The 23,433-nt window shown below is 65.1% G+C and carries 26 protein-coding genes; 7 read left to right on the top strand and 19 right to left on the bottom strand.

Features of this window, described 5'->3' with window-relative positions:
• Window positions 1-70 precede the first annotated feature (70 nt).
• The 4 genes from K6301_RS03765 to K6301_RS03750 all read right to left on the bottom strand — a co-directional run bounded on the left by K6301_RS03765 (window position 71) and on the right by K6301_RS03750 (window position 4,299).
• Window positions 71-442, bottom strand: a complete 372-nt coding sequence (locus tag K6301_RS03765; protein WP_247219433.1) for a DUF1491 family protein — start codon at window positions 440-442, stop codon at window positions 71-73.
• 68 nt (window positions 443-510) lie between these two features.
• Complete coding sequence (locus K6301_RS03760) at window positions 511-1,953, bottom strand: methyl-accepting chemotaxis protein (RefSeq protein ID WP_247219431.1); 1,443 nt, start codon at window positions 1,951-1,953, stop codon at window positions 511-513.
• A 116-nt stretch (window positions 1,954-2,069) separates the two neighbouring features.
• A complete protein-coding gene (locus tag K6301_RS03755; RefSeq protein WP_247219429.1) occupies window positions 2,070-2,789 on the bottom strand; it encodes a peptidoglycan-binding domain-containing protein in 720 nt (239 codons plus the stop codon).
• Entirely contained in the window at window positions 2,761-4,299 is a 1,539-nt protein-coding gene (locus tag K6301_RS03750) for a sensor histidine kinase (protein WP_247219427.1), read from the bottom strand. Before K6301_RS03750 ends, K6301_RS03755 begins: the two co-directional genes overlap by 29 nt.
• Before the next feature lie 483 nt (window positions 4,300-4,782).
• On the opposite strand from K6301_RS03750, the gene K6301_RS03745 reads away from it, so the two are divergent.
• Together K6301_RS03745 and K6301_RS03740 are read left to right on the top strand one after the other, a co-directional pair.
• The gene (locus K6301_RS03745; RefSeq protein WP_160870883.1) at window positions 4,783-5,202 is read left to right on the top strand and encodes a DUF5330 domain-containing protein; all 420 of its coding nucleotides are present in this window, start codon (window positions 4,783-4,785) and stop codon (window positions 5,200-5,202) included.
• A gap of 163 nt (window positions 5,203-5,365) precedes the next feature.
• Complete coding sequence (locus tag K6301_RS03740; protein WP_134647610.1) at window positions 5,366-5,785, top strand: SufE family protein; 420 nt, start codon at window positions 5,366-5,368, stop codon at window positions 5,783-5,785.
• A gap of 32 nt (window positions 5,786-5,817) precedes the next feature.
• Here the strand turns inward: K6301_RS03740 and K6301_RS03735 are convergent, their stop codons facing one another.
• The 10 genes from K6301_RS03735 to K6301_RS03690 form a co-directional block, all read right to left on the bottom strand.
• The gene (locus tag K6301_RS03735) at window positions 5,818-6,621 is read right to left on the bottom strand and encodes a DUF6456 domain-containing protein (RefSeq protein WP_247219425.1); all 804 of its coding nucleotides are present in this window, start codon (window positions 6,619-6,621) and stop codon (window positions 5,818-5,820) included.
• Window positions 6,614-7,078 carry a helix-turn-helix domain-containing protein gene (locus tag K6301_RS03730; protein WP_247219423.1) on the bottom strand — a complete coding sequence of 155 codons (465 nt, stop codon included), beginning with the start codon at window positions 7,076-7,078 and terminating at the stop codon, window positions 6,614-6,616. The genes K6301_RS03735 and K6301_RS03730 overlap by 8 nt, the downstream gene beginning before the upstream one ends.
• Before the next feature lie 225 nt (window positions 7,079-7,303).
• Window positions 7,304-7,738: a Ros/MucR family transcriptional regulator gene (locus K6301_RS03725; RefSeq protein ID WP_134647614.1), complete on the bottom strand. Its 435-nt coding sequence runs from the start codon at window positions 7,736-7,738 to the stop codon at window positions 7,304-7,306.
• A 423-nt stretch (window positions 7,739-8,161) separates the two neighbouring features.
• The gene (mnhG, locus tag K6301_RS03720; protein ID WP_247219421.1) at window positions 8,162-8,518 is read right to left on the bottom strand and encodes a monovalent cation/H(+) antiporter subunit G; all 357 of its coding nucleotides are present in this window, start codon (window positions 8,516-8,518) and stop codon (window positions 8,162-8,164) included.
• Complete coding sequence (locus tag K6301_RS03715; RefSeq protein WP_247219419.1) at window positions 8,518-8,874, bottom strand: cation:proton antiporter; 357 nt, start codon at window positions 8,872-8,874, stop codon at window positions 8,518-8,520. The genes mnhG and K6301_RS03715 overlap by 1 nt, the downstream gene beginning before the upstream one ends.
• The gene (locus tag K6301_RS03710; RefSeq protein ID WP_247219417.1) at window positions 8,874-9,347 is read right to left on the bottom strand and encodes a Na+/H+ antiporter subunit E; all 474 of its coding nucleotides are present in this window, start codon (window positions 9,345-9,347) and stop codon (window positions 8,874-8,876) included. Before K6301_RS03710 ends, K6301_RS03715 begins: the two co-directional genes overlap by 1 nt.
• A gap of 1 nt (window position 9,348) precedes the next feature.
• Complete coding sequence (locus tag K6301_RS03705) at window positions 9,349-10,890, bottom strand: Na+/H+ antiporter subunit D (protein WP_247219415.1); 1,542 nt, start codon at window positions 10,888-10,890, stop codon at window positions 9,349-9,351.
• 17 nt (window positions 10,891-10,907) lie between these two features.
• Window positions 10,908-11,288 carry a Na+/H+ antiporter subunit C gene (locus K6301_RS03700; protein WP_247219413.1) on the bottom strand — a complete coding sequence of 127 codons (381 nt, stop codon included), beginning with the start codon at window positions 11,286-11,288 and terminating at the stop codon, window positions 10,908-10,910.
• Window positions 11,285-11,704, bottom strand: coding sequence for a Na(+)/H(+) antiporter subunit B (locus K6301_RS03695; protein ID WP_247219411.1), 420 nt, complete (start codon window positions 11,702-11,704; stop codon window positions 11,285-11,287). Before K6301_RS03695 ends, K6301_RS03700 begins: the two co-directional genes overlap by 4 nt.
• Window positions 11,701-14,025, bottom strand: a complete 2,325-nt coding sequence (locus K6301_RS03690; protein WP_247219409.1) for a putative monovalent cation/H+ antiporter subunit A — start codon at window positions 14,023-14,025, stop codon at window positions 11,701-11,703. The genes K6301_RS03695 and K6301_RS03690 overlap by 4 nt, the downstream gene beginning before the upstream one ends.
• 223 nt (window positions 14,026-14,248) lie before the next feature.
• On the opposite strand from K6301_RS03690, the gene msrB reads away from it, so the two are divergent.
• Entirely contained in the window at window positions 14,249-14,656 is a 408-nt protein-coding gene (gene msrB, locus K6301_RS03685) for a peptide-methionine (R)-S-oxide reductase MsrB (protein WP_247219407.1), read from the top strand.
• Window positions 14,657-14,660: 4 nt separating this feature from the next.
• Here msrB and K6301_RS03680 read toward each other — a convergent pair whose 3' ends face one another.
• Entirely contained in the window at window positions 14,661-15,164 is a 504-nt protein-coding gene (locus K6301_RS03680) for a GNAT family N-acetyltransferase (protein WP_247219405.1), read from the bottom strand.
• A 113-nt stretch (window positions 15,165-15,277) separates the two neighbouring features.
• Between K6301_RS03680 and K6301_RS03675 the strand changes: the two genes are divergently transcribed.
• Window positions 15,278-15,781, top strand: a complete 504-nt coding sequence (locus tag K6301_RS03675) for a hypothetical protein (protein WP_247219403.1) — start codon at window positions 15,278-15,280, stop codon at window positions 15,779-15,781.
• Window positions 15,782-15,790: 9 nt separating this feature from the next.
• Here K6301_RS03675 and trhA read toward each other — a convergent pair whose 3' ends face one another.
• A complete protein-coding gene (gene trhA / locus K6301_RS03670) occupies window positions 15,791-16,450 on the bottom strand; it encodes a PAQR family membrane homeostasis protein TrhA (RefSeq protein WP_247220486.1) in 660 nt (219 codons plus the stop codon).
• 344 nt (window positions 16,451-16,794) lie between these two features.
• On the opposite strand from trhA, the gene K6301_RS03665 reads away from it, so the two are divergent.
• Window positions 16,795-17,655 (top strand): VOC family protein, encoded by an 861-nt coding sequence (locus K6301_RS03665; RefSeq protein WP_247219401.1) that lies wholly within the window; start codon window positions 16,795-16,797, stop codon window positions 17,653-17,655.
• A gap of 73 nt (window positions 17,656-17,728) precedes the next feature.
• Here K6301_RS03665 and K6301_RS03660 read toward each other — a convergent pair whose 3' ends face one another.
• Window positions 17,729-18,142 (bottom strand): DUF930 domain-containing protein, encoded by a 414-nt coding sequence (locus K6301_RS03660; RefSeq protein ID WP_425475366.1) that lies wholly within the window; start codon window positions 18,140-18,142, stop codon window positions 17,729-17,731.
• A 163-nt stretch (window positions 18,143-18,305) separates the two neighbouring features.
• Between K6301_RS03660 and K6301_RS03655 the strand changes: the two genes are divergently transcribed.
• Both K6301_RS03655 and K6301_RS03650 read left to right on the top strand, forming a co-directional pair.
• Window positions 18,306-19,436 (top strand): AI-2E family transporter, encoded by a 1,131-nt coding sequence (locus tag K6301_RS03655; RefSeq protein WP_247219399.1) that lies wholly within the window; start codon window positions 18,306-18,308, stop codon window positions 19,434-19,436.
• A gap of 94 nt (window positions 19,437-19,530) precedes the next feature.
• Window positions 19,531-21,624, top strand: coding sequence for a S9 family peptidase (locus K6301_RS03650; protein WP_247219398.1), 2,094 nt, complete (start codon window positions 19,531-19,533; stop codon window positions 21,622-21,624).
• A 3-nt stretch (window positions 21,625-21,627) separates the two neighbouring features.
• Here K6301_RS03650 and K6301_RS03645 read toward each other — a convergent pair whose 3' ends face one another.
• The gene (locus K6301_RS03645; RefSeq protein WP_247219397.1) at window positions 21,628-22,437 is read right to left on the bottom strand and encodes an alpha/beta fold hydrolase; all 810 of its coding nucleotides are present in this window, start codon (window positions 22,435-22,437) and stop codon (window positions 21,628-21,630) included.
• Between the two features lie 5 nt (window positions 22,438-22,442).
• Window positions 22,443-23,372, bottom strand: a complete 930-nt coding sequence (gene choX, locus K6301_RS03640; RefSeq protein WP_247219396.1) for a choline ABC transporter substrate-binding protein — start codon at window positions 23,370-23,372, stop codon at window positions 22,443-22,445.
• Window positions 23,373-23,433 lie beyond the last annotated feature (61 nt).

Raw genomic sequence — 23,433 nt, 5'->3', positions numbered from 1 at the left:
CCCCTGCCGGCGTGACCCCGTTTTCCCATGGCGGCCGGTGCGCCGCTGTTTCCTTTGGAACAGGTCCGGCCTAGCGCCGGAAAAAGCCGTCGTCCTTCGGCTTGTCTTCCGCGAAATCGATCAGGCCCGCGAGATCGTCGGTCTCGACGGACACGAGCCACAGATCGCTGTCGAATCGCCGCTCACGGCCGATCGCCTCGGCGACCGTTTCCGCCGGCACACGCTCCAGCCGCGTCTCGAACAGGCGCGTATCGCTCTCCTCGCTGTCGAAGACGCTTTGCGGGGCCGGGGCATGCAGGCTCTCGGTGCCGTCGCGGAAGATCTGCCGCACGAAGACCGCGCCCGCCGCCTCCGCGCCCTTCACCTCCACGGCCGCGAAATCGCCGCGCGCGAAGACCCGGCGCATCAGGGCGGAAACGAAGATGTCGGTACGAACGCGCATCACGGCGGCATACACGGCGTGATGTATCGGAGCAAGCTGCCCCTCATCCGCCTGCCGGCACCCGCCTCCTACACCCGGATCGCCAGCCGCAGGCCGCCCCAGTGGCGGCCGTCGACGGTGATGGGGGCGGAAATGTCCTTCATCAGCACATATTGCCCACCGCCCATGTCGCGGCGATAGGTCTGGACCAGGAAGGGCTCGGTGTTGCGGCCGGCGGACAGGCCGACGCGGTCGTTGAAGATGCGCCGGTTGCGGCAGTTGGCGGTGTTCCAGGCCGGATCGTCCGGCCGCTGCGGCGCGGAGAAGGCGCGGTTGTGGGTGGGCAGGTAGCCGTTCTCGTCCACCGCCGCGCAGAAGGCGACGCGCTCGTCACCGGACACCACCGGCTCCTGGATCGCCGGCAGCACCCGGTCGGTGAAGTCTGTGAAGGCGGTCATCATCTGCACCGGGTCGGTGCCGGGGATCGGCCGGTACTGGCGGTCGAACAGCGCCGCAAGGCCGATCTCGCCCTGTCGTACCGCCGCGCTAAAGCGGCCGGATACGTCTTCGGCCAGCTGCTGCACGAGGCGGATATAGGGGCTGTCGGGCGTATCGATGCCCGCCCGCGCCGTCGCCTGGATGATGCGTTCGGAAATCGTCACCACCTCGCCCACCTTGGCGGACGCGCCCTGCAGGACCTCGTTGGTGCGGATGATATCCGTGGAGGCCGCGCCGATGGCGCGCGCGAACTCGCTGCATTCCCGGTCCACCGCGCCGGCGGTCGCGGCCAGCGAGGAGGCGCTGTCGAGGATCTTCGACATGACCTGCTCGACATCCGAGAACGATCCCTGCACCTCCGAGGCCGTGGTCTTCACATCCTCGGCGGAAACGCGCGCCTCCTCGCCCGCCGCCTCCAGCTTGTCGATGCGCGCGCGCAAGGCCTGCAAGGTCTTCTGGATCGATGCGGTGGTCTCGGACGTCTGGAGCGACAGCGTGCGCACCTCGGCCGCAACCACGGCGAAGCCCTTGCCGGCATCGCCGGCGCGCGCCGCCTCGATTGCGGCGTTGAGCGCAAGCAGGTTCGTCTGGCGCGCGATGGTGCCGATGGCGTCCGCCAGCCGGCCGACATCGGCCAGCGCACTGGCGAAGGCCGAGATTTCCGTTCCGATCTCGTGGGAGGCCGTGACCATGTGGTCGATGGCGGCAATCGAGCCGTCGAGCTGCGCCGCCTGCTCGCCCAGCACCTTGCGCGCGCTGCCGGCGAGCGCGTCCGTCTCGCCGAGCGCGCGGGCGATATCGCCGTTGGTACCGGCAATCGCGGTCGCCGACTGGTTGAGGCGGGTGAAGAGGGCGGCATGCTCGCGCGATTGCGCGGCGGTGTCCTGAATGGAGCCGGCGATATCGACGAGATGCACGCCGAGGTCCGACGCCTCCCCCGCCAGCGAACCGATGACCCGGCGCAGCGCGGCGGCGTCTGCCGGCGTTTCCTCTTCGAAGACCTGCGTCTCCTCGCGCAAGGCGGCGTTGGACATGGCTCGTCGATCCTCCCGATGATCGCGCAATCATCCGGGGATAGGGTTAACGCTTCCTTTAAGACAACCTGACGTAGCGGCGCGTTGTCGGCTTAAGACTTTCGTCTAATCCGCCCTTACAGCGCGCCGATATCCTTGAGCTTGGCAAGAACCTGCTCGTTGGGCTCGCCGGTGACCGGCAGCCGGTAATGCTTCTCGAAATGGCGGATGGCGGTGCGCGTCTTCTCGCCGATCAGCCCGTCCACGGCGATGTCGGCATAGGCGATGTTGCTCAGGCCCTTCTGGATCTGCATCACGAGTTCGCTCGGAACGGGCTTGGCCACCGCCGAGGTCACGCCCGGATCGGCTTCGGCGCGCAGGATGGCGGCAGCGACCGGGTCGGCTTCTTCCTTGGCGACAGGCACCTCGGCGGAGCTCTTCTCCACCAGTGCCGCGACCTCGTCGAAGGGGCGCTCGGCAGGCGTGACATCGGTTACCTCCGGCTGGTCGCCCTCCTCCCCTTCGCGCTCGATGACGAAGGTGGTGACGTCCTTCGGCTCCGGCTGCGTGGCCGTGAAGCCCAGCGAATTGTCGGCGGACCGGGTTTTCAGGAACGGCGACGGATGGCCGCCCGGCTGATACCACAGCGCATTGGCCGCCACGAAGGAGAAGACGACGACGAAGGCGGCGGTGCCACCGACAGTGCCGGGATAGCGCGCGACAAGGCCGCCCAGCGCCGAAAGCGCGGTGATCGCGACATTCGGCCGGCGCTGCGGCTGGTTGCGTCCGCCGGACCGGCCCTTGCGGGCCTGGCCCTTCGGCCCCCGCTCAGGCTGTCTTCTGACGTGCGCGTTCATCTTGCGTGTCCTTGCCATCGTTCGACGGCTCGTAAACGGTCTCTTTGTCGCTCGCAAGGCGGGGCGGGAAATCGACGGTGGACGACGCCGCCCGGCCGTTCGCGTCGCTCACGACGCCCGAACCATCCGCGGCGATGCGAACGGTGATGACGGTGCCTTCGCCCGGCTGGCTCTGGATCGTCAGGCTGCCGCCATGCAGGGCGACGAGCCCCTTGACCAGCGACAGGCCGAGCCCGGTGCCTTCGTATTTGCGCGTATATTCGTTCTCGACCTGCATGAAGGGTTGGCCGATCAGCGCCAGCTTGTCGGCGGGAATGCCGATGCCGGTGTCGCTGACGATGAGCAGCAGGTCCTTGCCCTCGCGCGCCGCATCGATGGTGACGATGCCGCCGCGGTCGGTGAACTTGATGGCGTTGCCGACGAGATTGATCAGGATCTGCTGGATCGCCCGCTGATCGGCCACGGCCTCGCCAACGGCGCGCGGCACGCGGCTCGTCAGTTGGAGCCCCTTGTCGCGCGCCTGGAGGCCGAGCATCTGCTCGCAGGCCTTCACGCTGTCGGCGACGATGAACGGCTCCGTCAGAAGCTCGTAGCGGCCCGCCTCGATCTTGGAGACATCCAGCATGGTGTTGACCACCGACAGCAGGTGCGAACCCGACTGGTGGATGAGCGCGACATATTCGCGTTGACGATCGTTTTCCAGCTTACCGAAATATTCGCCCGACAGCACGTCGGAGAAGCCGAGAATGGCGTTGAGCGGCGTGCGCAGCTCATGGCTGACGGCCGCAAGGAAGCGGGTCTTGGCGTCGTTGGCCGATTCGGCGTCGGCAGCGCGGCGCACGTTCTCGCCCTTCAGCCGGGCTTCGGCGGAAATGTCGTGCGACTGGGCAACGACGGCCATCAGCGCGCCGTCAGGGCCGGCAAGCGCCGTCATTTCCACGCGCATATGCATGAACTGCTCGGCATCGGCGCCAAGGCTCGGCCGGTCGATGCGGATGTCCACGGTCTCGCGCGTGGCGCCTTGGCGCAGGCGGTCGATCGCGGCGAGGAAGCCGATCCGGTCGGACACATGGATCTGGTCGAGATAGCCGCGGCCGGTGGGGTCACGCATCCAGGAAAGCACATCGGCCTTGTCGCGGCCATGCACGGCGGTCACGAAACCGCGCGCATCGTGCAGCGTCACCAGGCCGGCGAAGAGATCGTAGGGCGAGACGGCTTCCGGCGCAGTGACCGCCAGTTCTTCGGAGAAGCTGCGCACGGGTGCGGGCGCGGGCTTGCGCACGGCGTTTGCCGCCGTCGCCAGCAGCGCGCCGGCGCCGGCAAGCGCCACGCCGGCCGGAAGGGCCGCGGAGGCGGGCATGACGGCGGACAGCACCAGCGGCAGTCCGGGCACGGCGGCGAGAAGAGCAAGCGTGGTCGCGCGCAACGCGGCAGAGGGGCGCGTATCGGCACCAGCAACGCCGGCAACGGCGCCCAGACGGGCGGCCATTCTGTCAGCGATGTTGTTCATGTGGCGCAACGCAAAACCCTGCCGTTTATGTACTTTTTATGTGAGCCCAAAATCGCACCGGCGACTTAAGGAAACAATAAACGCGGGGGCCCGGAAGGGGGCGAAAAAGGCCGAAAAATCCCATTTCGGGGCAATCCAACGGCCATTCGTCCGGTGTGGTTAACGGGGCGTAAGCGCCTCATTTTGCGGCATTTTTCTGTTCATATTAACTTCTGGGGCAAAGCCGCCCCATGGTGCCCTCAGGCATTCCGGGGGCTCGCGGCTGTGGACGACGCCATCATCCTTAACGGGGAATGCTAAAATCTGCCTCAAATGCCCGGGAAGGTCGGATTCGTTCGAATTTTAATCAAAACTGGGCAAAACCCGAATGATTCTTGCAAAGGGGAATTTCCTTCCGGGCCCTATTCTCGCATCAACGGTTCGCCAAGGACCAATCAAGCCGAAGGCCGCAAAGAGCCGAGGCCCTAACGAGGATGGCAAGCGATGTGGTTTCTGATCAAGGGAACGTTCTGGTTCTCACTGGTTCTGGTCCTGCTCCCGTTCCTGAGCCCTGAATCGGCGTCAAAGCTGGAAAACGGCCCGACCGTGCAGATCGGCGACACCTTCACCGCCGCCACAGAAGCCGTTCACTACCTGACGGCGCTGTGCCTGGAAAAACCCGATGTCTGCGAGAAGGGCAGCGAAACCTTCGTTGCGCTCGGCCACCGGGCCCGCGAGGGTGCGCGCATCGCCTACCAGTTCCTCGACACGCAGTTCGCCGAAGACGAGGCCACCCAGACCGCCCATTCGAAGAAGGAAGCGCTGAACCAGCCGCTTCCGGCCGTTGCCACCATCAATGCCGAGGACGAGGTCATCACCGGCACCGTCGCCATCCCGACCCGTCGTCCCGATCGCAAGAGCTGAGCCTCTTTCCCCTTTTACTGCCTGCCTGACTCGTTGCATTGCAACCGCCGCACGGACCCGTTCCCTGCGGCGTTTCTTTTTCATGCGCCTCGAACAGGCGGTTTTCGGTTCAAATCGCCCGTGCGCTCGCCTATATGAAGGCGAACAGCGGAATGGACGGACCATGGCAGAGCTTACGCAGATCATCGACGACTTCGCCTTTCTCGACGAGTGGGAGGACCGCTACCGCTATGTCATCGAGCTCGGCAAGGCGCTGCCGGATCTGGCGGAGGACAAGCGCACGGCGGCCAACAAGGTGCAGGGCTGCGCCAGCCAGGTCTGGCTCGTCAGCCACAGCGCCGGCGGCGCCGATCCTGTCATGACCTTCGAGGGCGATTCGGATGCGCATATCGTGCGCGGCCTCGTCGCCATCGTGCTCGCCATCTATTCCGGCAAGCGGGCCTCCGAGATCGCCGCACTCGACGCCATCGACACGTTCAACGAGATCGGCCTCGTCGAACACCTGTCCTCCCAGCGCGCCAACGGCCTGCGCTCCATGGTCAAGCGCATCCGCGAGGAAGCGGCGATGAAGGCCGCGGCGTAAGCGTTCGCCGCCGCAAGGCCCTCATCCCACACTCACCGCCCCAGTTCCGGCCGATAGCCCTCCGCACCCCATCGATGCGTACGCGGCCCTCCGGCGGGCGGCGGCGGGGCGTAGTGGCGGGCGAGCGCCATGAGGGCGGCGCGCAGCATCAGCTTGGCGGAGCGCGCCGGCCATTGCCGTTCGCGCTCCACCGTTTCCAGCCCCTTCATGAAGCAGCAGACATCCAGCGCCACGCCCGACAGTTCCGGGCCGATGGCCTCCACGGCACGGGCAACGCGAAGGCGTGCCGCCAGCGCCGTGTCGCTGAGCTCGCGGGCCGCACCCGCCTCGCCCTTCTGGCGGCTGGCGATGCGCGGTTCCCAGGACATGGTCATGCGTGGCTGCAAGCCGCCGCGGGTGAAATCCGCATGCAGGCGCTCGCCGGCGGCAATCGCGATTTCCGGCAGATAGGCCTCGCCGGATTTCTCCTTCAGCCGGGCGATGCCTGACAACGGCGATTCCAGCCGGTTCATCACCGCCATCGCACGCGCACCGTCCTGCACCACCGTCACACCCGCGAGGTCGCGGTGCTGGCCGGCGAAAGACGTTTCGGCGGTGGCGAGCCGCCGCTTCAGATAGGCCCTCGCCTCGGGCGTCGCCTCAAGCCGGCTCGCTTCCTGCCGGAGCAGGCCGTCGCGCAGCGCCCGGGCGAGAACGGCAGATGCCGCAGGCATGGTGCGCCCGTCCCTGTCGGTCAGGCTGTCGTCATCACCGAGCGTCGCCACCCTTGCGGCGAGCACGAACCGCAGGAGCCTTGCGAGCGCCGCATCGTCCTTCCCGTTTACCGCCTCACGCATGGCTGCCGATCCCCGACGGACCGAAGACGGCGAGCACGGCGCGTTCGATCGACGCGACGAAGGCGTCGAAGGAGGCTTCGTCGCGGCGATCCTCCACCCTGTGGCAGGCGTGGCCGACCGTGGTGCGGTCGCGGCCGAAGGCCGCGCCGATCTCCGCAAGCGGCAGGCTCAGCACGACATGGCATATATACATGGCGACCTGGCGCACATGGCTGGTCGAACGGCGTCCGTCGCGGCGCCACAGCGGGCGGTCGCTCGCCAGCGCCGTCATTTCCAGCACGAGGTGGCGGACGATTCGGCAGGCGATGTCGGGCGGCACGATGGGCCCGTCCGGACCATCCATGGCCCGGCCCGGCGCGGGGCGGCCCAGCCGTCCGGCGCTCTTGGTTTCCGGCGCGGCCTCGGCGGAAACGGGCCGGCAGGGCGGGCGGGCGTGCTGGACAAGAAACTGATGCATGAAGAGCCACTCCGTTGATAGGAATTTATTCATACACCCTAGAGCGCGAACGGGGATGAATGAAGCGCTTTAACGCAACCTTTCCTTGAAAAACTTAACATTTTTTTGAAATTCATCCCCGCATATAGGCTTTTATTCCTTATTAACCCTTCCCTTTGGGGCATGAAAAAGGCCGGCGTCCTTGGAGATGCCGGCCTTTCGATCCCTGCGACGACGATGCGGCGCTTACTTGCCCTTGCGGCGCTGGCCGAGGCCCATTTCCTTGGCGAGGCGCGAACGGGCTTCCGCATAGGCGGGTGCGACCATCGGATAATCGGCCGGCAGGTCCCACTTCTCGCGGTATTCCTCCGGCGTCATGCCGTGGTGGGTCATCAGGTGGCGCTTGAGCGACTTGAACTTCTGGCCGTCTTCCAGGCAGATGATGTAGTCGTTCTGCACGGACTTCTTCACCGGGACCGGCGGCTTCGGCTTTTCGGCGACAACCGGCGCCTCGACGGCAGCGGCAGGCTGCGTCGTGTTGTTCAGCGCGGAATGCACATCGGCGATCAGGCCCGACAGTTCGGAAACCGGCACGACGTGGTTGCCGACATAGGCGGCCACGATGTCGGCGGTCAGTTCAACGAGCAGAGTGGAGCCGGAAGCAAGGGTATTATCAGTCATGTCTTTCTCCTGTCGCACGCGCGCAAGCCGATAGTCTCTTTCCATCCGCCTACACTTCAATTTGTGAACAAAGCCTCGTTCCCGGTGAGTGGGCCGCGAAACTACGCCGATTTGCGGGCGCGTCAGCCAAAACACCAGAATTTTACGCCAATATAATTCCCTCCAGCGCACAATCCGCTTCTGCACGGCGATCTCGACGAAACCTATAGCGGGCGAGCTAGATTACGAAGACGCACAACCTAAGCAGGAAAAATGGGCATGAATTAAATCAGCGCATCAGCTTTACTTCATCTGAAATATCATTCCACAATTCAATGTCCAGCATTATCTTGCAATCGCAAAGCGATAGATTTTCGCAAGTCTCCGCGTGCACAAGAATGTGAGAACTATTCCAAGTTTTAGAATATACTATTGAAAGCAATGTCAGCGTTTCTTGGCGTCCCGCTGTTCCGCATCGCGCATCTCGTCCACCGCCGATACCCTGGCGAGGCGATATCCGGCCTTGTGCGCGGCCCGGGCGAGCAGGTGGGCCGCCACCGGCGCCGTCAGCACGAAGAACACGAAGCCGGCGAAGGCCCGCATGAAGATCGCGATATCGAGCGCGTGGATGCCCGCCGCAAACAGCATGAGGCCGGAGCCCACCGTCCCGGCCTTGGAGGCCGCGTGCATGCGGGTATAGACATCGGGCAGGCGCACGATGCCGAGCGCCGCCAGGAAGACGAAGATGCCGCCGGAAACGAGCATGGCGGCGACAATGAGGGCGAGGACGATATCGAGCATCAGCGCGCCCTCCCCTTGCGCCAGCCCCTGCCGCGCGCCGGCCTTGCCGGTGAGGCTGCCGGCTCTTCCCCTTCGTCCGCCATGCCATGGCTCAGCACGAATCGTGCGAAGGCGACGGTGGCGAGAAAGCCGACCAGCCCGAGCGCGATGGCGATGTCGATATAGAGATTGAAGCCCGTACGGATTGCGATGACGGCGATGAAGCCGATGGCGATGCCCACCAGCATATCGAGCGCGACGATGCGGTCCGGCAGGGTGGGGCCGCGGATGACGCGCCATGCGGTCAGGAAGAAGGCCACGCACATCAGCGCGAGCGCGAGCGTCGAGGCGGCGGAGAGGATCGTTTCAGCGCCCATCAGCGGAAAGCCTCCATGATCTTTCTCTCAAAGCCGTTGGCGATATCGCGCCGCGCGCCGGCGGGGTCGGAGCAGTCGAGCGCATGCACGTACAGCACCTTGCGATCCTCGGAGACATCGACGGAGAGCGTGCCCGGCGTCAGCGTGATGAGGTTGGCGAGCAGCGTGATCTCGAAATCCCGGTCGACCGTCAGCGGGAAGGCGAAGATGCCCGGCTTCAGCGCCATTTTCGGGCTCGCCACCAGCACCGCGACCTTCCAGGCCGACAGCGCCAGTTCCTTGATGAACAGAACGGCGAGCGACAGCAGCTTCAGCGGCCGAAAGCGCCGGCCGTCGGGCCGGACATGGCCGCGGATGAGCCAGAGCGACAGCGCGCCGGCGGCAAGACCCAGCAGAAGGTTGGGAATGGTGAAGCTGCCGGAAACGGCAAGCCAGACAAGCGCGAAGAGCGCGACGGTGACGGCGGGCCGCATGTCAGGTCCCTCCCGGAAAGACCGAGCCGATATAGGCGCTCGGATCGGACAGCCCCTGCGCGGCCGCCTGGATGGTCGACAGCAGGACCTGGGGAAACAGGCCGAAGGCTACCGTCAGCGCCGTCAGGGCGGCCAGCGGCAGCAGCAGGCTTGCGGGAATGGCCGCGGCCGGCAGCGGTTCCGGCGCGGGCCGCCAATAGGCGAGCGCGAAGACGCGGCCGAGCGCGATGGTGACGAGGAAGCCGGTGAGGAAAACCGCCGCCACAAGCCACCAGGCGCCGATATCCAGCGCCGCCTTGGCGACCATGACCTTGGGCCAGAAGCCGGAAAAGGGCGGCAGGCCCGATGCGGCGAAGAACAGCACGAGCGACAGCGTGGAAAACAACGCCGAGCGACCGTAGAGCCCGCCGAGGCGGTTGAGGTCGAAGCTGCCGGCCAGCCGGCCCACCAGCCCCGCGGCCATGTAGAGCGCCGTCATCACCACCATGGAATGCAGCGCATAGAAGATCGCGCCGCCCACACCGCCCGGACTGCCGAGCGACAGGCCGGCGAGCATGATGCCGATGCCGGATATGACGACATAGCCGAGCACCCGGCGGATATCGCTGTTGCCGAGCGCACCGAGCGCGCCGACGATCATCGTGGCGGTGCCGGCAAGTGCGATGACGAAGCTCAGTTCCTCGCGCTCGACGGAAAACAGCATGATGAGCGTGCGCAGCAGCGCATAGATGCCGACCTTGGTGAGCAGGCCCGCAAAGAGCGCGGCCACGACGATGCGCGGCGTATGGTAGGAGGCCGGCAGCCAGAAGTTCACCGGGAAGGCCGCGGCCTTCATGCCGAAGGCGAGCAGATAGAGGGTAGCGAGCGTCATCAGCGGCAGGCTGTCGCGCCCGGCCGCCGCCTTCGTGGCGATGTCGGCCATGTTGAGCGTGCCGAAGATGCCGTAGAGATAACCCGTCGTGACGAGGAAGAGCGTCGTGGCAATCAGGTTGAGGAAGGCGTATTTGATCGCGCCGTCGATCTGGCGCGGCTCCGAACCCAGCGTGATCAGGCCGAAGGACGCGATCAGCAGCACCTCGAACCAGACATAGAGGTTGAAGATGTCGCCGGTCAGGAAGGCGCCGGAGACGCCGGCCATCAGCAGCAGCAGGAACGGGTAGAAGCCGTAGCGCCGCCCGCTGCCGTCGATATCGGCAAGCGCATAGACCGCGCCCGCCAGCGCCACCACGGCGCCGGCAAGCGCGAAGAGCACGCCCGTCAGGTCGGCGGTGAAGGCGATGCCGAACGGCGGCAGCCAGCGGCCCATCACCATGGTCACCGGGCCGTTGGCCAGGATGTGGCGCAGCAGCAACGCGTCGAGCACGACGAGGATGGCAAGCGCCGGCACGGCGAGCCAGGCCTGCAGGTGCAGCGACTTACGCAGCATCAGGAGAACCGCGCCGGCAAGGATGCACCAGGCGGGCGGCAGCACGACCAGCCAGTCGGCGGCCGGGACCGGCGTCATCAGGAGGGCTGCGGAAAGATCGGCGGGGCTTGCGGCCATTGGCGGGTCGGTTCCTGTCAGTAGCCGGTCGGCGGAAGGGGGTCGTTCTCCGGCTCGGAGGCACGCATCTCGTTGCCGTTATCGGTGCCGAGATCCTGATAGGCGCGATAGACGAGCACGAGCAGGAAGGCGAAGAAGGAGAAGGAAATGACGATCGCCGTCAGGATCAGCGCCTGCGGCAGCGGATTGGCCGTCAGCGCCGCCGGCACGTCGTGGCCGTCGGGGATGATCGGCGGCACTTCACGCAGGATGCGACCGTTGGTGAAGATCAGCAGGTTGACGCCGTTGCCGAGCAGCACGACGCCAAGCAGCACGCGCACAAGGAACTTCGACAGCATGAGATAGACGGCGGCGGCGAAGAACAGGCCGACGAGCAGCGCGAAGGGAAATTCCATCATGCGTCGTCCCCCGCCTCGAGCGCCAGCGCAATGGAAGTGATCGATCCCACCACGACGAGATAGACGCCGGTATCGAACAGCATCACCGACGACAGCGGGATTTCCACGCCGAGGATAACAGGCGTGATCCACAGCCCGGTCATGAAGGGCACGGCGAAAAACATCGACATCAGCCCGGCGAGGCAGGCGATGAACAGCCCGAAGGCCGAAATCGCCATCGGATGGAACCAGAGCGCACGGCGCACGGCCGCAATGCCGTTGGCGATGCCGAAGATCGCCAGCGCCGAAACGGCGATCAGCCCGCCGATGAAGCCGCCGCCCGGCTCGTTATGGCCGCGCAAGAGCACGAACAGCGAAAACAGCACCATGAGGGCGGTGAGGAAGGGCGCGACGGTGCGGAAGATCAGGGTGTTCATGCCCGTCTCCCCTTGCGGATGCGGATCAGCGAGAGGATCGCCAACCCCGTGACCATGACGACGGCGATTTCGCCCAGCGTATCCGTTCCGCGGAAATCGACGATGATGACGTTCACGACATTGGCGCCGTGGGCGATCGTCTTGGAATAGAGGTTGAAGAAATCGGTGAGCGCGCTGTCGAAGCGCCCCTGCGTGACCCGCAGCAGATAGAGCGCGAAGCCGAAACCGCAGGCGATGGCGATCACGGCGTCGGGGATCTTTTCGCGCAGCGGACGATGGTCGCGCGGCGTCAGCTTCAGCCGTGTCATGGCAAGCGCCAGGATGACGACGGAGAGCGTCTCGATCATGAACTGCGTGAAGGCGAGGTCTGGCGCTCCGAACAGCAGGAAGAGCATCGCGACGCAGAAGCCCTGGATGCCGAGCGCCACGATGGCCGTCAGGCGGTTGCTGGCCATCAGCACGGCGACGATGCCGAGCGCGGCCAGCGCCATGACCGCCAGTTCGTGGAACGGCATGTCGGCGGGCCAAACCGGCGCACGCGGCCATTCGCCGTACACCGCCGGCGGCACCAGGAGCGCCAGCGCGACCACGACGAAGGTCGCGGTCATGTAGATTTCCATGAGGCCGGGCTGGGTCAGGCGCGTGACCCGTGTCGCCATGCGCACGAGGCCGCGCATCGCCTGGTCGAAACCCCTGTCCGGGCCCCAGCCGATATCCTCGATCAGCCGGTCGGCCGCCGCGCGGGCCGCATCCAGCTTCAGGAAGACGAAGACGCCGATGGCGATGGTCAGCAGCGAGAGATAAAGCGCGATGCCCACGTGCGGTACGGCCGAGATGGCGATGGTCTGCGGCGTACCCGCTATGGCCGAGGCGAGCGGCGAGGTCATCAGCGCGTGCGCCAGGCCCGAGAAGATGCCGATGGCGAGCCCCTTCACTGCCAGCAGCAGCGGCCCGATCCAGAGCAGCGCCGGGCCTTCATGCGCCCGTTTCGGTGTCGCAACGGCAGTGCCGAAGAAGGGTTTCAGCGCAACGGCGAAGGCGACGGCAAACATCAGCGCATTGCCGAGGACGGCGGCTGTCGTGAAGGCGATGGCGCGCGCATTGCCGCCGGCCAGTGCAGCGTAGATTTCCTCCTTGGCGAGGAAGCCGAAGAAGGGCGGCAACCCGCCCATGGAGAGCGCGGCGAGAAGGGCGGCGAGGAAGGTTATGGGCATGGCCCGGCGCAGGCCGCCGAGCTTCGTGACATCGCGCGTGCCGGCCTCGTGATCGATCAGGCCGGCCACCATGAAGAGCGCGCCCTTGAACAGCGAATGCGCGACGAGATAGAGCGCGGCGGCCGCAATCGCATGTTCCGATCCAAAGCCGGTCAGCATCACCAGCAGGCCGAGCGAGGCCACCGTCGTATAGGCGAGCATCAGCTTCAGGTCCGTCTGGCGGATGGCGAGCACGGCCCCCACCAAAAGCGTGAGGCCGCCGATAGCCGGCAGGATCGTCTCCCAGGCGGGCGTTCCACCCATCACCGGATTGAGCCGCATCAGGAGGTAGACGCCGGCCTTCACCATAGTCGCCGAATGCAGGTAGGCCGAGACAGGTGTGGGCGCCTCCATGGCGTTGGGAAGCCAGAAATGGAACGGAAACTGTGCCGACTTGGTGAAGGCGCCGCCCAGCATGAGAAACAGGATCGCCAGATAGAACGGGCTTGCCCGCACCTCCGGGCCGAAGGACATGAGCAGCGAGAACTGCGTGACGTCGGTCACGTCCCACAGGAGCAGCAGGCCCGCCAGCAGGAACAGCCCGCCCCCGCCCGTCACGATCAGCGCCTGCAGCGCCGCACGGCGCGAGGCTTCCCGCGCATGGTCGAAACCGATCAGCAGGAAGGAGGTGATCGAGGTCAGCTCCCAGAAGACGAACAGCATCAGGAAACTGTCGGAGGCGACGAGGCCGAGCATCGCGCCCATGAACATCAGGATGAAGGAGAAGAACCGCCCCTGCTGCGGGTGCCCCTTCAGGTAACCGCCGGCGTAAAGCAGGATCAGCGTGCCGATGCCGGAAATCAGCAGCAGGAAGGTCAGCGACAGGCCGTCGATCAGCCAGGAAAAGCTGACATTGTAGGACGGAACCCACATGTAGCCGCCGGTCACGATACGGCCGTCCGCCACGGCGGCGTTGAAACCCAGAAAATGCAGGAAGATCGCAAGGGGAATGAGCGCCAGCGGCCAAGCCGCATTGTGCCCGAGCAGGCGCGTGAGGAAGGGTGCGACGAGCGCGCCGGCAAAAGGCAGGCAAAAGGCCAGCAAGGTCAAGCCCATGGTGCCCGACATCCCCTCTCCCTCCTATGCGGGCTTCGCCCGCCCTCTTCGATCGCTCCGGGGCCGTTTCTAGGATGCCCGTGCGAAAATGACCACCCTCGATCGGCACGACCGGGCCTTTGCTCACGACAATATGACGACGGGCGGGAGGGGCGGCGGAACGTCGGGCATGTTCCGAGGGGCCGATTGTCTTGCCACAATTGGCGTCCTATCTATGGAGCAACTGGAGGTTCCCATGAGCGAGACGACGACACTGAAGGTCAACAAGACCAAGGACGAATGGCGCCAGATCCTGACGCCCGAGCAGTTCCGCATCACCCGCGAGCACGGCACGGAACGCGCCTTCTCGAGCCCCGATTTCGACCTGTCGAAGAGGGGCACCTATCGCTGCATCTGCTGCAACAGGCCGCTCTACCGGTCGGAGGCGAAATACAATTCCGGCACGGGCTGGCCGAGCTTCTATGAGCCGATCGAGCCCGGCGCCGTCACCGATCATGCCGATTATTCTTACGGCATGACGCGCACGGAAATCCGCTGTTCGGATTGCGACGCCCATCTCGGCCATGTGTTCCCGGATGGCCCTCCCCCGACCGGCCTGCGCTACTGCATGAACGGCGTGGCGCTCAGCTTCGATCCGGACTGACGGCTTATCGCTTCGGCACCTTCAGCTCCATGCAGGTCAGGTCCAGCCAACGGCCGAACTTGATGCCCACCTCGCTGAAGCGGCCGACGGTGCGGAAGCCGAACTTTTCATGCAGCTTGATCGAGGCGGTGTTTTCCGCCTCGATGCCGGCGATCATGACGTGGACGCCGTTGAAGCTCGCCCGGTCGATCAGCGCCTTCATCAGCTTTCCGCCGGTTCCTGTACCGCGCGTATCGCTGCGCACATAGATGGAATGCTCGACCGTGTGGCGGTAGCCGTCGAAGGCGCGCCAGTCGCCGTAGGAGGCGTAGCCGATCACTTGTTTTCCGCGCAGCGCCACCAGGACCGGGAAACCCCGTTCCCGGCGCGCGGCAAACCAGGCCTTGCGGTTGTCGAGATCGACGACGGCCTCGTTCCAGATCGCCGTCGTGTTGACAACTGCGTCGTTGTAAATGTCCATGATGCCCGGAAGGTCACCTTCCGTGGCGTCGCGTATCGTAATGTCCATGGTTCCCCCGGCTTTCGAAAATGGATTACAGGAGGAGCGGGAAAGCTGTCCAGCCCGAAGAAATGGCCTGATCCATCCGTTCCCTGCCTGTTGATGACCGGAGATCTTACAACGTGCGCCTGCTTCTTGTCCTGATCGGTGTTTTTTGTCTGCCACTTGCCGCGCTTGCCGCAGACTGGACGCCCTATGCCAATGCCCGTTTCGGCTTTGCGGTGGAGATACCGCCGGGCTTTGCCCTGGTGCGCGAAGCCGACAACGGCGATGGGCGCAGCTATGCGAATGGCGAGGCGAGGCTTGCCGTCTGGGGCCACACATTGGCCGAGGGCGATTTCAAGGACGACGTGGCGGAACGGCGCGCGACCTATGCGCGCGAGGGCTGGGATCTCAGTTACGACCGGCAGACGGCCGGCTGGGCCAGCCTTTCGGGCACGCGCGGCACGTCGATCCTCTATCACCGGGCGATCGCGCTGTGCGAGGGTGCCGCCGCCTCCTTCGTGCTGGAATATCCTGATACGATGAAGGCGGAGATTTCGCCGCTGGTCGGCCGGCTGGTGAAATCGCTGCGGCCGGCGCAGGGCTGCACGAACGCGCAGGGCGCGGCACCCGCCGCGCAGTAGGCGGCGGGGTCAGACGCCGGCGACGACGCTCGTCAGGACGGCCGAATAATGCACGGCGGCGGCGGCCACGACGAAGCCGTGCCAGATGGCATTCTGGAAGCGCAGCTTTTCCCAGACATGGAAGATGACGCCGACCGAATAGAGCACACCGCCGACGACGATCAGCGCCAGCGTGGCGGTGGAAAGGTGCATGGTCAGCGGCCCGGCGGCAAACACGCCGCTCCAGCCCATGGCGAGATAGATGAGGATCGCCAGCCGGTCGTAGCGGCCGGGGAAGAAAAACTTCAGCGCCACGCCCGCCGCCGCCATCACCCAGATGCCGACGAGCATGGACGCCAGGAACGGATCGTCGATGCCGCGCTGAAGAAAGGGCGTGTAGGTCGCGGCGATGAGGATGAAGATCGCGGAATGGTCGAAGCGGCGCAGATGCCACTTCACCGTCGAGACCGGCCAGATATTGTAGGCGAAGGAAATGCCGAGCGAGAGCACCAGCCCCACGCCATAGACCCAGGCGGCGACAAGCTGGCCGCTGCTGGCCCAGACGGTCGCATAGAAGATCAGCGCCGTCACCCCGATCAGCGCGAAGACGACGCCGATGCCGTGCACGACACCGTCGGCGATCACCTCGTACCGATCATAGTTCCACTTGACGCCCTTGATTTCCACGATGCCCTGCCTGCGATGATACTCCCTTCTATGGTGGTATCTTTGCAGCGCGGAGGCAAGGGAGAGAGCGCCGAGGCGGGATCAACAATCATTGCCGGCTGAAACGCTGGCCGGTTCGTCAAGCCGTGTACGCATATCGTCAACGCTGCGTTGACAGTAAATCGCCGAAACACCATCTTTCGTGAACGATGCCGGCCAGCCATATTCAGCCCGACAGAACGGTTTCCGAGGGAAACCGAAACAGGGACATCATCATGACGGCTCTCGACAGACGAACCTTTCTCGGCGCAGCCGCCGCGGGCATCGCTGGCGCAGCCGCCCTCCCCCTTCACGCGGAGACCGCATCCATGACAGCCACGACCGACCATGCCGTCGATATGCCGGCCTTCGTCGACCATTCGCATCTCAACGTCATCGACCTGCCGATGGTCTCGTCCTTCTACCAGAAGGCCATGGGCCTGTCGGTGCTGGACACGTCCGCATCAGGCGAAACGCTCGGCGTGGGCGGCCGCCCGCTGCTGACGCTGACCACCGGCAGCAACGCCGCCCGCGCGCCGCGCACCGCACCCGGCCTGTTCCACACGGCCTTCCTCGTGCCGAACCGCAAGGAGCTCGGCCGCTGGCTGGCGCATGCCGCCCACAACAACGTGCCGCTCACCGGTGCATCCGACCATCTCGTCAGCGAGGCGATCTATCTCGACGACCCCGAGGGCAACGGCATCGAGATCTATCGCGACCGCGACCGCTCGGAATGGACCTATGTTCCCGACGGCGGGGTGAAGATGGCGACGAACCGGCTCGACCTCCAGGCGCTCTACGACGAGGCCCCGAAGGACGGCTGGACGGGCCAGGAAAACGGCACGGTCATCGGCCATATCCACCTGCAGGTCTCGGATATCCCGGAAGCCGACGCGTTCTTCCGCGACGTTCTCGGCCTCGACATCATGGCGACCTATCCGGGCGCGAGCTTCTTTTCGACGGGCAAGTACCACCACCATGTGGCGGCCAATGTGTGGAACTCGCGCGGCCGGCCGAAGCGGCAGGACGGCATGACCGGCCTTTCGGACTATACGCTGCGCTTCAACGACAAGGCCAAGCTCGACGCGGCCGTGGCGAAGCTGGACGAACTGGCCATCCCGACCACCCGATCCGGCGACACCGTCTCGCTCGTCGATCCCTGGGGCATCGGGCTGAAGCTTTCGGCCTAGGAAAGCGGCGCGGGAAGCCGGTGCGTCGCGCGCCCGCTTCCCGCGCCGGCCCGATCAGTCGTAAAGGTCCCGATCAGTCGTAAAGGTAATGCGCGGCCCATTGATCGTGCGGCACGGGCTCGCCGATCGTGTATTTGAAGGCGTTGATCTCCAGGCGGTCGGCGCTGGTCTCGCACTTGTAGGACAGGCGGTACCATTCGCCCTTGCTGCGGAACACCGCACCCTTCGTCTTCAGCGTCGTGCCATCGACCTTGGGATCGCCGAACGCGTAGGCGATGACCTTGTCGGGACGGTAGCCTTCCCTGGCGCCGCTGATCTTGTCCATCGCTTCCATGTCGCACCGCTGCTCGAGCCGTTCTTCCGGATCGAGCTTCTGCAACTCTCCGCGCACCCGGGCATCCAGCGCCATGGCGGGCGACAGGCCGACGGGCAGCAGCGCAAGCACGCACAGGGCAAGTCGAAGGCCGCGGGTCTGCCGGTTCACCATTCTCACTCCTCTTCGCCTTGTCGTTTTCGACGGCTCGTTGGGGTTTGCCCGGCAATATGTCGATTTGACGACGGCCGGCAACCCACCAGAGGTTACAACGGCATTTGCTTATGGAACTTCCACCGACCGGCGGCGTTTGTGGCGCAGACAGGGGGATCCTTCCATGCACGACATGTCCGCAAAGCCAGCCGAACGCCGCCTGCTGGCGAGCAGCCTCGAAAACGAAGACGACGTCGAGGACGTCTCGATAAGACGCGACGGGCTGCTGACCGCCTCGTCCTGGGCGATCATCGGCATCTTCGCCATCATGGCCATGGGCATCGTCTATCTGATGGCGCCCATCCTCATTCCGCTGTCGCTGGCCGTCGTCATCGGGCTGATCTTCGGCGTCGCCGCCGAGAAGCTGAACAAGATGGGCATTCCCCCGCTGCCCGCTGCCCTTCTCCTGGCCAGCGCCTTCGGTGTTGGCCTCTTCCTCATCGCCGGCGCGCTGGCCGAGCCGATCACAGAGCTCGCTGCCAACGCCCCGGATCTGGTGCGCGATGCCTATGACCGCATCACGCCGCTCTTTTCCCGTTTCGGCTGGCTCAACGTCAATCCGGCCGCCTTCGAGACCGGGCAGATGTCGATGGAGAAGGTGCTGGAAAACACCGGCAGCGTGCTGAGCATCCTGTCGTCCAGCCTCACGCCCGCACTGTTGCAGGGCATGATCTTCTTCGCCGCGCTCGTGCTGTTCCTCTCCGCACGGCTCAAACTGCGCCAGATGCTCATCATGACGTTTCCGCGCCGCAGCCAGCGGCTGACGACGATCCGCATCATGAACGCCATCGATTCCGCGCTCGGCTACTATTTCGCGACGGCGGCGCTGGTCTACGGCTCGCTCGGCGTGATCACCGGCCTCATCGCCTGGTTCGGCGGGCTCGGCATGCCGGTGCTGTGGGGCCTGTTTGCGTTCATATCCAGCTTCGTGCCCTTCCTCGGCGTGACGCTGATGACGATCGCGCTTGCCTCGGCGGGCCTTCTCACCCACGACACGATCATCATGGGGCTGATGCCGGCCTTCCTGTTCTTCCTCGTGCACCTTGCCATTGAAAACCTCGTCATGCCGGCGGTGATGGGCAAGCGGCTCGAGGTCAACGCCTTCATCGTCTTCACCGCGATCATCTTCTGGACATGGATGTGGGGAGCTGCGGGCGCCATGCTCGCCCTGCCGCTCTCCATCATCGCCAAGACCATCGCCGACGAACTGCGCCCCGCCAAGCGCAAGGCCGCCAAACGCATCCTGCCGGGCTGATGCAAAAACACCCCGGCGTCAAAAGCTTGCTTGATGCCGGGGGCGCGGCTCTCTATCTCTCTGGTCCCGCCTGTCGATCCACCGGAGTGAAATCGTGTCCGTCTTCAAGAACCTGCCCGCCGCCCCGATCGCTGCCAAGAAGCCGCAGGAGGATACGCGCCACGGCATCACCCGCACCGACGACTATGCCTGGTTCCGCGACGACAACTGGCAGGCGATGTTCAAGGATCCCTCGATCCTCCAGCCGGAAATCCGCGCACATCTGGAGGCCGAGAACGCCTATATGACGGCGGCGATGGCCGATACGGAGGCCTTGCAGAAGACGCTGTTTGCCGAGATGCGCGGCCGCATCAAGGAGGACGACAGCTCCGTGCCCGTGAAGGACGGTCCCTACGCCTACGGCACGGCCTATGTCACCGGCGGCGAGCAGCCGCGCTACTTCCGCGAGCCGCGCGACGGCGGCGAACGCGTCATCCTGCTCGACGGCGACAAGGAAGCCGAAGGCAAGGACTATTTCCGCCTCGCCGGCATCGACCATTCGACCGACCATTCCATCGGCATCTGGGGCTACGACGACAAGGGATCGGAATATTTCACGCTGAAGGTGCGCGATCTCGCGACCGGCGAGGACCGTGCCGATACGCTTTCCAACACCGCCGGCGGCGGTGTCTGGGCGCCGGATGCGCGGAGCTTCTTCTACACCGCGCTCGACGAGAACCACCGCCCCTCGAAGATCTTCCACCACATCCTCGGCGACAAGCAGGAGAACGACCGGCTGGTCTATGAGGAGAAGGATGCCGGCTTCTTCATGTCCGTCGGGGGCTCGCTGATCGACGACTTCATCTACATCGATATCCACGACCACGAGACGAGCGAATACCGCCTGCTCTCCACCAAGGACCTCACGGCGACGCCCGTTGTCGTCGCCCCGCGCCAGACGGGGCTGGAATATTCGATGACCGAGGGCGGCGACGTCTTCTACATCCTGACCAATGCCGACGGCGCCAAGGACTTCAAGATCATGCAGACGCCGGTGACGGCGCCGGGCCGCGAGAACTGGACCGAAGTCGTGCCGCACCGGCCCGGCACGCTGATCCTCAGCCACATGGCGTTCGCCCGTCATCTCGTGTGGCTGGAGCGTCACGAGGGCCTGCCGCGCATCGTGGTGCGCGACCGCGCGAGCGGCGAGGAACACGCCATCGCCTTCGCCGAGGAAGCCTATTCGCTCGGCCTGTCGGGCGCGGCGGAATACGATACCGACGTCATCCGTTTCTCCTATTCCTCGATGACGACGCCCTCGCAGCTCTTCGATTATAATATGGCGACGCGCGAGCGCACGCTGCTCAAGACGCAGGAAGTGCCGTCCGGCCATAACCCGGACGATTACGTCACCCGCCGCGTCTTTGCGCCCGCCTGGGACGGCGAGAGCGTGCCCGTCACCCTGCTCTACCGCAAGGACACGCCGCTCGACGGCTCCGCGCCCTGCCTGCTCTACGGCTACGGCGCCTACGGCATCACCATCCCGGCATCCTTCAACACCAACTGCCTGTCGCTGGTCGACCGCGGCTTCGTCTATGCCATCGCCCATATCCGCGGCGGCAAGGACAAGGGCTTTGCCTGGTACGAAGACGGCAAGATGGACAAGAAGACCAACACCTTCAAGGACTTCATCGCGGCGGCGGACTATCTGAATCAGGAGAAGTTCACGTCCTACGTCAACATCGTCGCCGAGGGCGGCTCGGCCGGCGGCATGCTGATGGGTGCGATCGCCAACATGGCGCCGGAGAAGTTCGGCGGCATCATCGCGGCCGTGCCGTTCGTCGACGTGCTCAACACCATGCTGGACGACACACTGCCGCTCACCCCGCCGGAATGGCCCGAATGGGGCAACCCGATCGAGAGCAAGGATTTCTACCAGCTGATGGCGAGCTACTCGCCCTATGACAATGTCGAGGCCAAGGCCTATCCCGCGATCCTCGCACTGTCCGGCCTGACCGACCCGCGCGTCACCTATTGGGAACCGACCAAGTGGGTGGCGAAGCTGCGCGAGAAGACGGCCGGCAAGGAACCGATCCTCCTCAAGACCAATATGGGTGCGGGCCATGGCGGCGCGTCCGGCCGCTTCCAGCGGCTGGAGGAGATCGCCTTCGAATATGCCTTCGCCATCAAGGTGGCGGGGAAAATGTAAGCCTCAGAGCGGCTGCGCCGCCAGGAATCTGGCAAGCGCGGCCGCTACGAGAGCGGGCGCCTCCCAATGGGGATTGTGGCTGTGGCCGGCGAGGATTTCCGTCGCGGCCTGCGGAAAAGCCGTTCGCAACGCCGCCCGGTGTGGTTCGTCGAACAGTGCGTCGTCATTCCCCGCCAGAAGCAGGACCGGCGCATCGATCCGCTCTCCCGCCCGCCGCAAATCGGTGGCTTCGATCATCGCGTAGAGCGCCTGCCAGACGGCGGCAGGCATGGTCGCCGCCTCCCGTGCGATCCATGCCATGAAATCCGCATCGACCGGCTGCGCGCATCGGTGCCACTCGCGCAGGAACGGGCTTTGCGAATCGATGGGATCGACAAGCGCATGGATTTCCGCACCGAGCGTCGTTTCCGCGAGCAGACCCGGTTGAAGGCTGCCGCAAAGACTGGCGAGCGCGGTGACGCGCGCGCCGTGCCGGGCTGCCAGCACAAAGGCCGTCATGGCCCCCATCGAATGGCCGATGACCGCGAAGCGCTCGATGCCCAGTACATCTGCCAGCCGGACGATATCATCGGCGAACGCTTCGAGCGTCGGCAGCGGCATGGCCGTCGAAAGGCCATGCCCCGGCAGGTCCGGCATCACCAGCCGGTGCCCGGCGAGATACGGCTCGATCAGCGACCAGCTGCGGCTGCTGTCGGTGTAACCGTGCAGCAGGAACAGGGGCATTTCCCCCTCGCCGCTGTCAATATAGGCGAGGCGCCGGCCATCCGTCGTCAGGACGCGCTTGCGGTCGTTCCAGCCGGCTTGATCGGCCACTTTCGTCACAGGCCGAGCGCCTTGCGGACGGCGGCAAGAGCGGGCTCGCCGTCGACGGTCGTCACGCCGGCCAGCCAGGCGTCGAGCCGCTTCGGCTCCTCGCCGATCGCCTTGCGGCCGGCATCTTCAGGCGCCATGCCGTCGTTCATCAGATAGCCCATGCCCTTGTTCTCGAAGTCGATGTCGAAGGTGAGGTTCTTCAGAAGCTGCGCGACGTTGGGGCATTCCGCGAGATAGCCCTTGCGGACCTGAGTTGACACGGTCGCCGCGCCGAAATCCGGGCCGTAGAACTTGTCGCCGCCGGTGAGGTAGCGGATGTCGTAGGCGGTGTTCATCGGATGCGGCGCCCAGCCCTGGAAAACGAAGAATGCCTTCATGTCGATGTGGCGGGCAAGCTCGGCCAGCATGCCCTGCTCGCTCGATTCCACGACCTCCCAGTCGTCGATGCCCAGCGACGGGTCGGCGATGGCGTCCAGCATCAGCTGGTTGGAGCCCGGCTCGATGCCGTACATCTTCTTCTCGAACTTGTCGGCATGGGTCTTGAGGTCGGCGAAATCCTTCACGCCGGCCTCCCAGACATAGGCGGGCACGGCGAAGGTATATTTCGCGCCCGTCAGGTTCTGCTTGACGGTTTCGACGGAGCCGTCCTTCTCGTAAGGCGCGAAATAGGTCCGCATTGCCGGATCCCAGTAGCCGAGGAAGACGTCGAGATCCTTGTTCTTGAGGCTCAGATAGATGACGTCGATGCCGAGCAGGTCGCTCTGCGTCTCGTAGCCCAGCGCGTGCAGCAGCGACTGCGCAACGCCGGTCGTAAAGGCGAGGTCGTTCCAGCCGGGCTCGGCGAGGCGCACCTTGCGGCAGCTCTCCTGTTCGGCCGCCTGGGCGGCCCCGATCGTCATGAGGCATGCTGCGGCGCAGGCAATGGCGCGTTTCATCGGCGTTCCCCTTTTTGAACTTTGTCCGATTGGATCAAAGATTGACCAATGGGACAATTCT

Source organism: Shinella oryzae (genome assembly GCF_023038235.1).
Taxonomy (GTDB): domain Bacteria; phylum Pseudomonadota; class Alphaproteobacteria; order Rhizobiales; family Rhizobiaceae; genus Shinella; species Shinella sumterensis.
This window is presented reverse-complemented; position numbering and strand designations above follow the sequence as displayed.

Coding starts and splice junctions, on each gene's coding strand:
- K6301_RS03765 (WP_247219433.1), bottom strand. CDS start 442: ATGCGCGTTCGTACCGACATCTTCGTTTCCGCCCTGATGCGCCGGGTC.
- K6301_RS03760 (WP_247219431.1), bottom strand. CDS start 1,953: ATGTCCAACGCCGCCTTGCGCGAGGAGACGCAGGTCTTCGAAGAGGAA.
- K6301_RS03755 (WP_247219429.1), bottom strand. CDS start 2,789: ATGAACGCGCACGTCAGAAGACAGCCTGAGCGGGGGCCGAAGGGCCAG.
- K6301_RS03750 (WP_247219427.1), bottom strand. CDS start 4,299: ATGAACAACATCGCTGACAGAATGGCCGCCCGTCTGGGCGCCGTTGCC.
- K6301_RS03745 (WP_160870883.1), top strand. CDS start 4,783: ATGTGGTTTCTGATCAAGGGAACGTTCTGGTTCTCACTGGTTCTGGTC.
- K6301_RS03740 (WP_134647610.1), top strand. CDS start 5,366: ATGGCAGAGCTTACGCAGATCATCGACGACTTCGCCTTTCTCGACGAG.
- K6301_RS03735 (WP_247219425.1), bottom strand. CDS start 6,621: ATGCGTGAGGCGGTAAACGGGAAGGACGATGCGGCGCTCGCAAGGCTC.
- K6301_RS03730 (WP_247219423.1), bottom strand. CDS start 7,078: ATGCATCAGTTTCTTGTCCAGCACGCCCGCCCGCCCTGCCGGCCCGTT.
- K6301_RS03725 (WP_134647614.1), bottom strand. CDS start 7,738: ATGACTGATAATACCCTTGCTTCCGGCTCCACTCTGCTCGTTGAACTG.
- mnhG (WP_247219421.1), bottom strand. CDS start 8,518: ATGCTCGATATCGTCCTCGCCCTCATTGTCGCCGCCATGCTCGTTTCC.
- K6301_RS03715 (WP_247219419.1), bottom strand. CDS start 8,874: ATGGGCGCTGAAACGATCCTCTCCGCCGCCTCGACGCTCGCGCTCGCG.
- K6301_RS03710 (WP_247219417.1), bottom strand. CDS start 9,347: ATGCGGCCCGCCGTCACCGTCGCGCTCTTCGCGCTTGTCTGGCTTGCC.
- K6301_RS03705 (WP_247219415.1), bottom strand. CDS start 10,890: ATGGCCGCAAGCCCCGCCGATCTTTCCGCAGCCCTCCTGATGACGCCG.
- K6301_RS03700 (WP_247219413.1), bottom strand. CDS start 11,288: ATGATGGAATTTCCCTTCGCGCTGCTCGTCGGCCTGTTCTTCGCCGCC.
- K6301_RS03695 (WP_247219411.1), bottom strand. CDS start 11,704: ATGAACACCCTGATCTTCCGCACCGTCGCGCCCTTCCTCACCGCCCTC.
- K6301_RS03690 (WP_247219409.1), bottom strand. CDS start 14,025: ATGTCGGGCACCATGGGCTTGACCTTGCTGGCCTTTTGCCTGCCTTTT.
- msrB (WP_247219407.1), top strand. CDS start 14,249: ATGAGCGAGACGACGACACTGAAGGTCAACAAGACCAAGGACGAATGG.
- K6301_RS03680 (WP_247219405.1), bottom strand. CDS start 15,164: ATGGACATTACGATACGCGACGCCACGGAAGGTGACCTTCCGGGCATC.
- K6301_RS03665 (WP_247219401.1), top strand. CDS start 16,795: ATGACAGCCACGACCGACCATGCCGTCGATATGCCGGCCTTCGTCGAC.
- K6301_RS03660 (WP_425475366.1), bottom strand. CDS start 18,142: ATGGTGAACCGGCAGACCCGCGGCCTTCGACTTGCCCTGTGCGTGCTT.
- K6301_RS03655 (WP_247219399.1), top strand. CDS start 18,306: ATGCACGACATGTCCGCAAAGCCAGCCGAACGCCGCCTGCTGGCGAGC.
- choX (WP_247219396.1), bottom strand. CDS start 23,372: ATGAAACGCGCCATTGCCTGCGCCGCAGCATGCCTCATGACGATCGGG.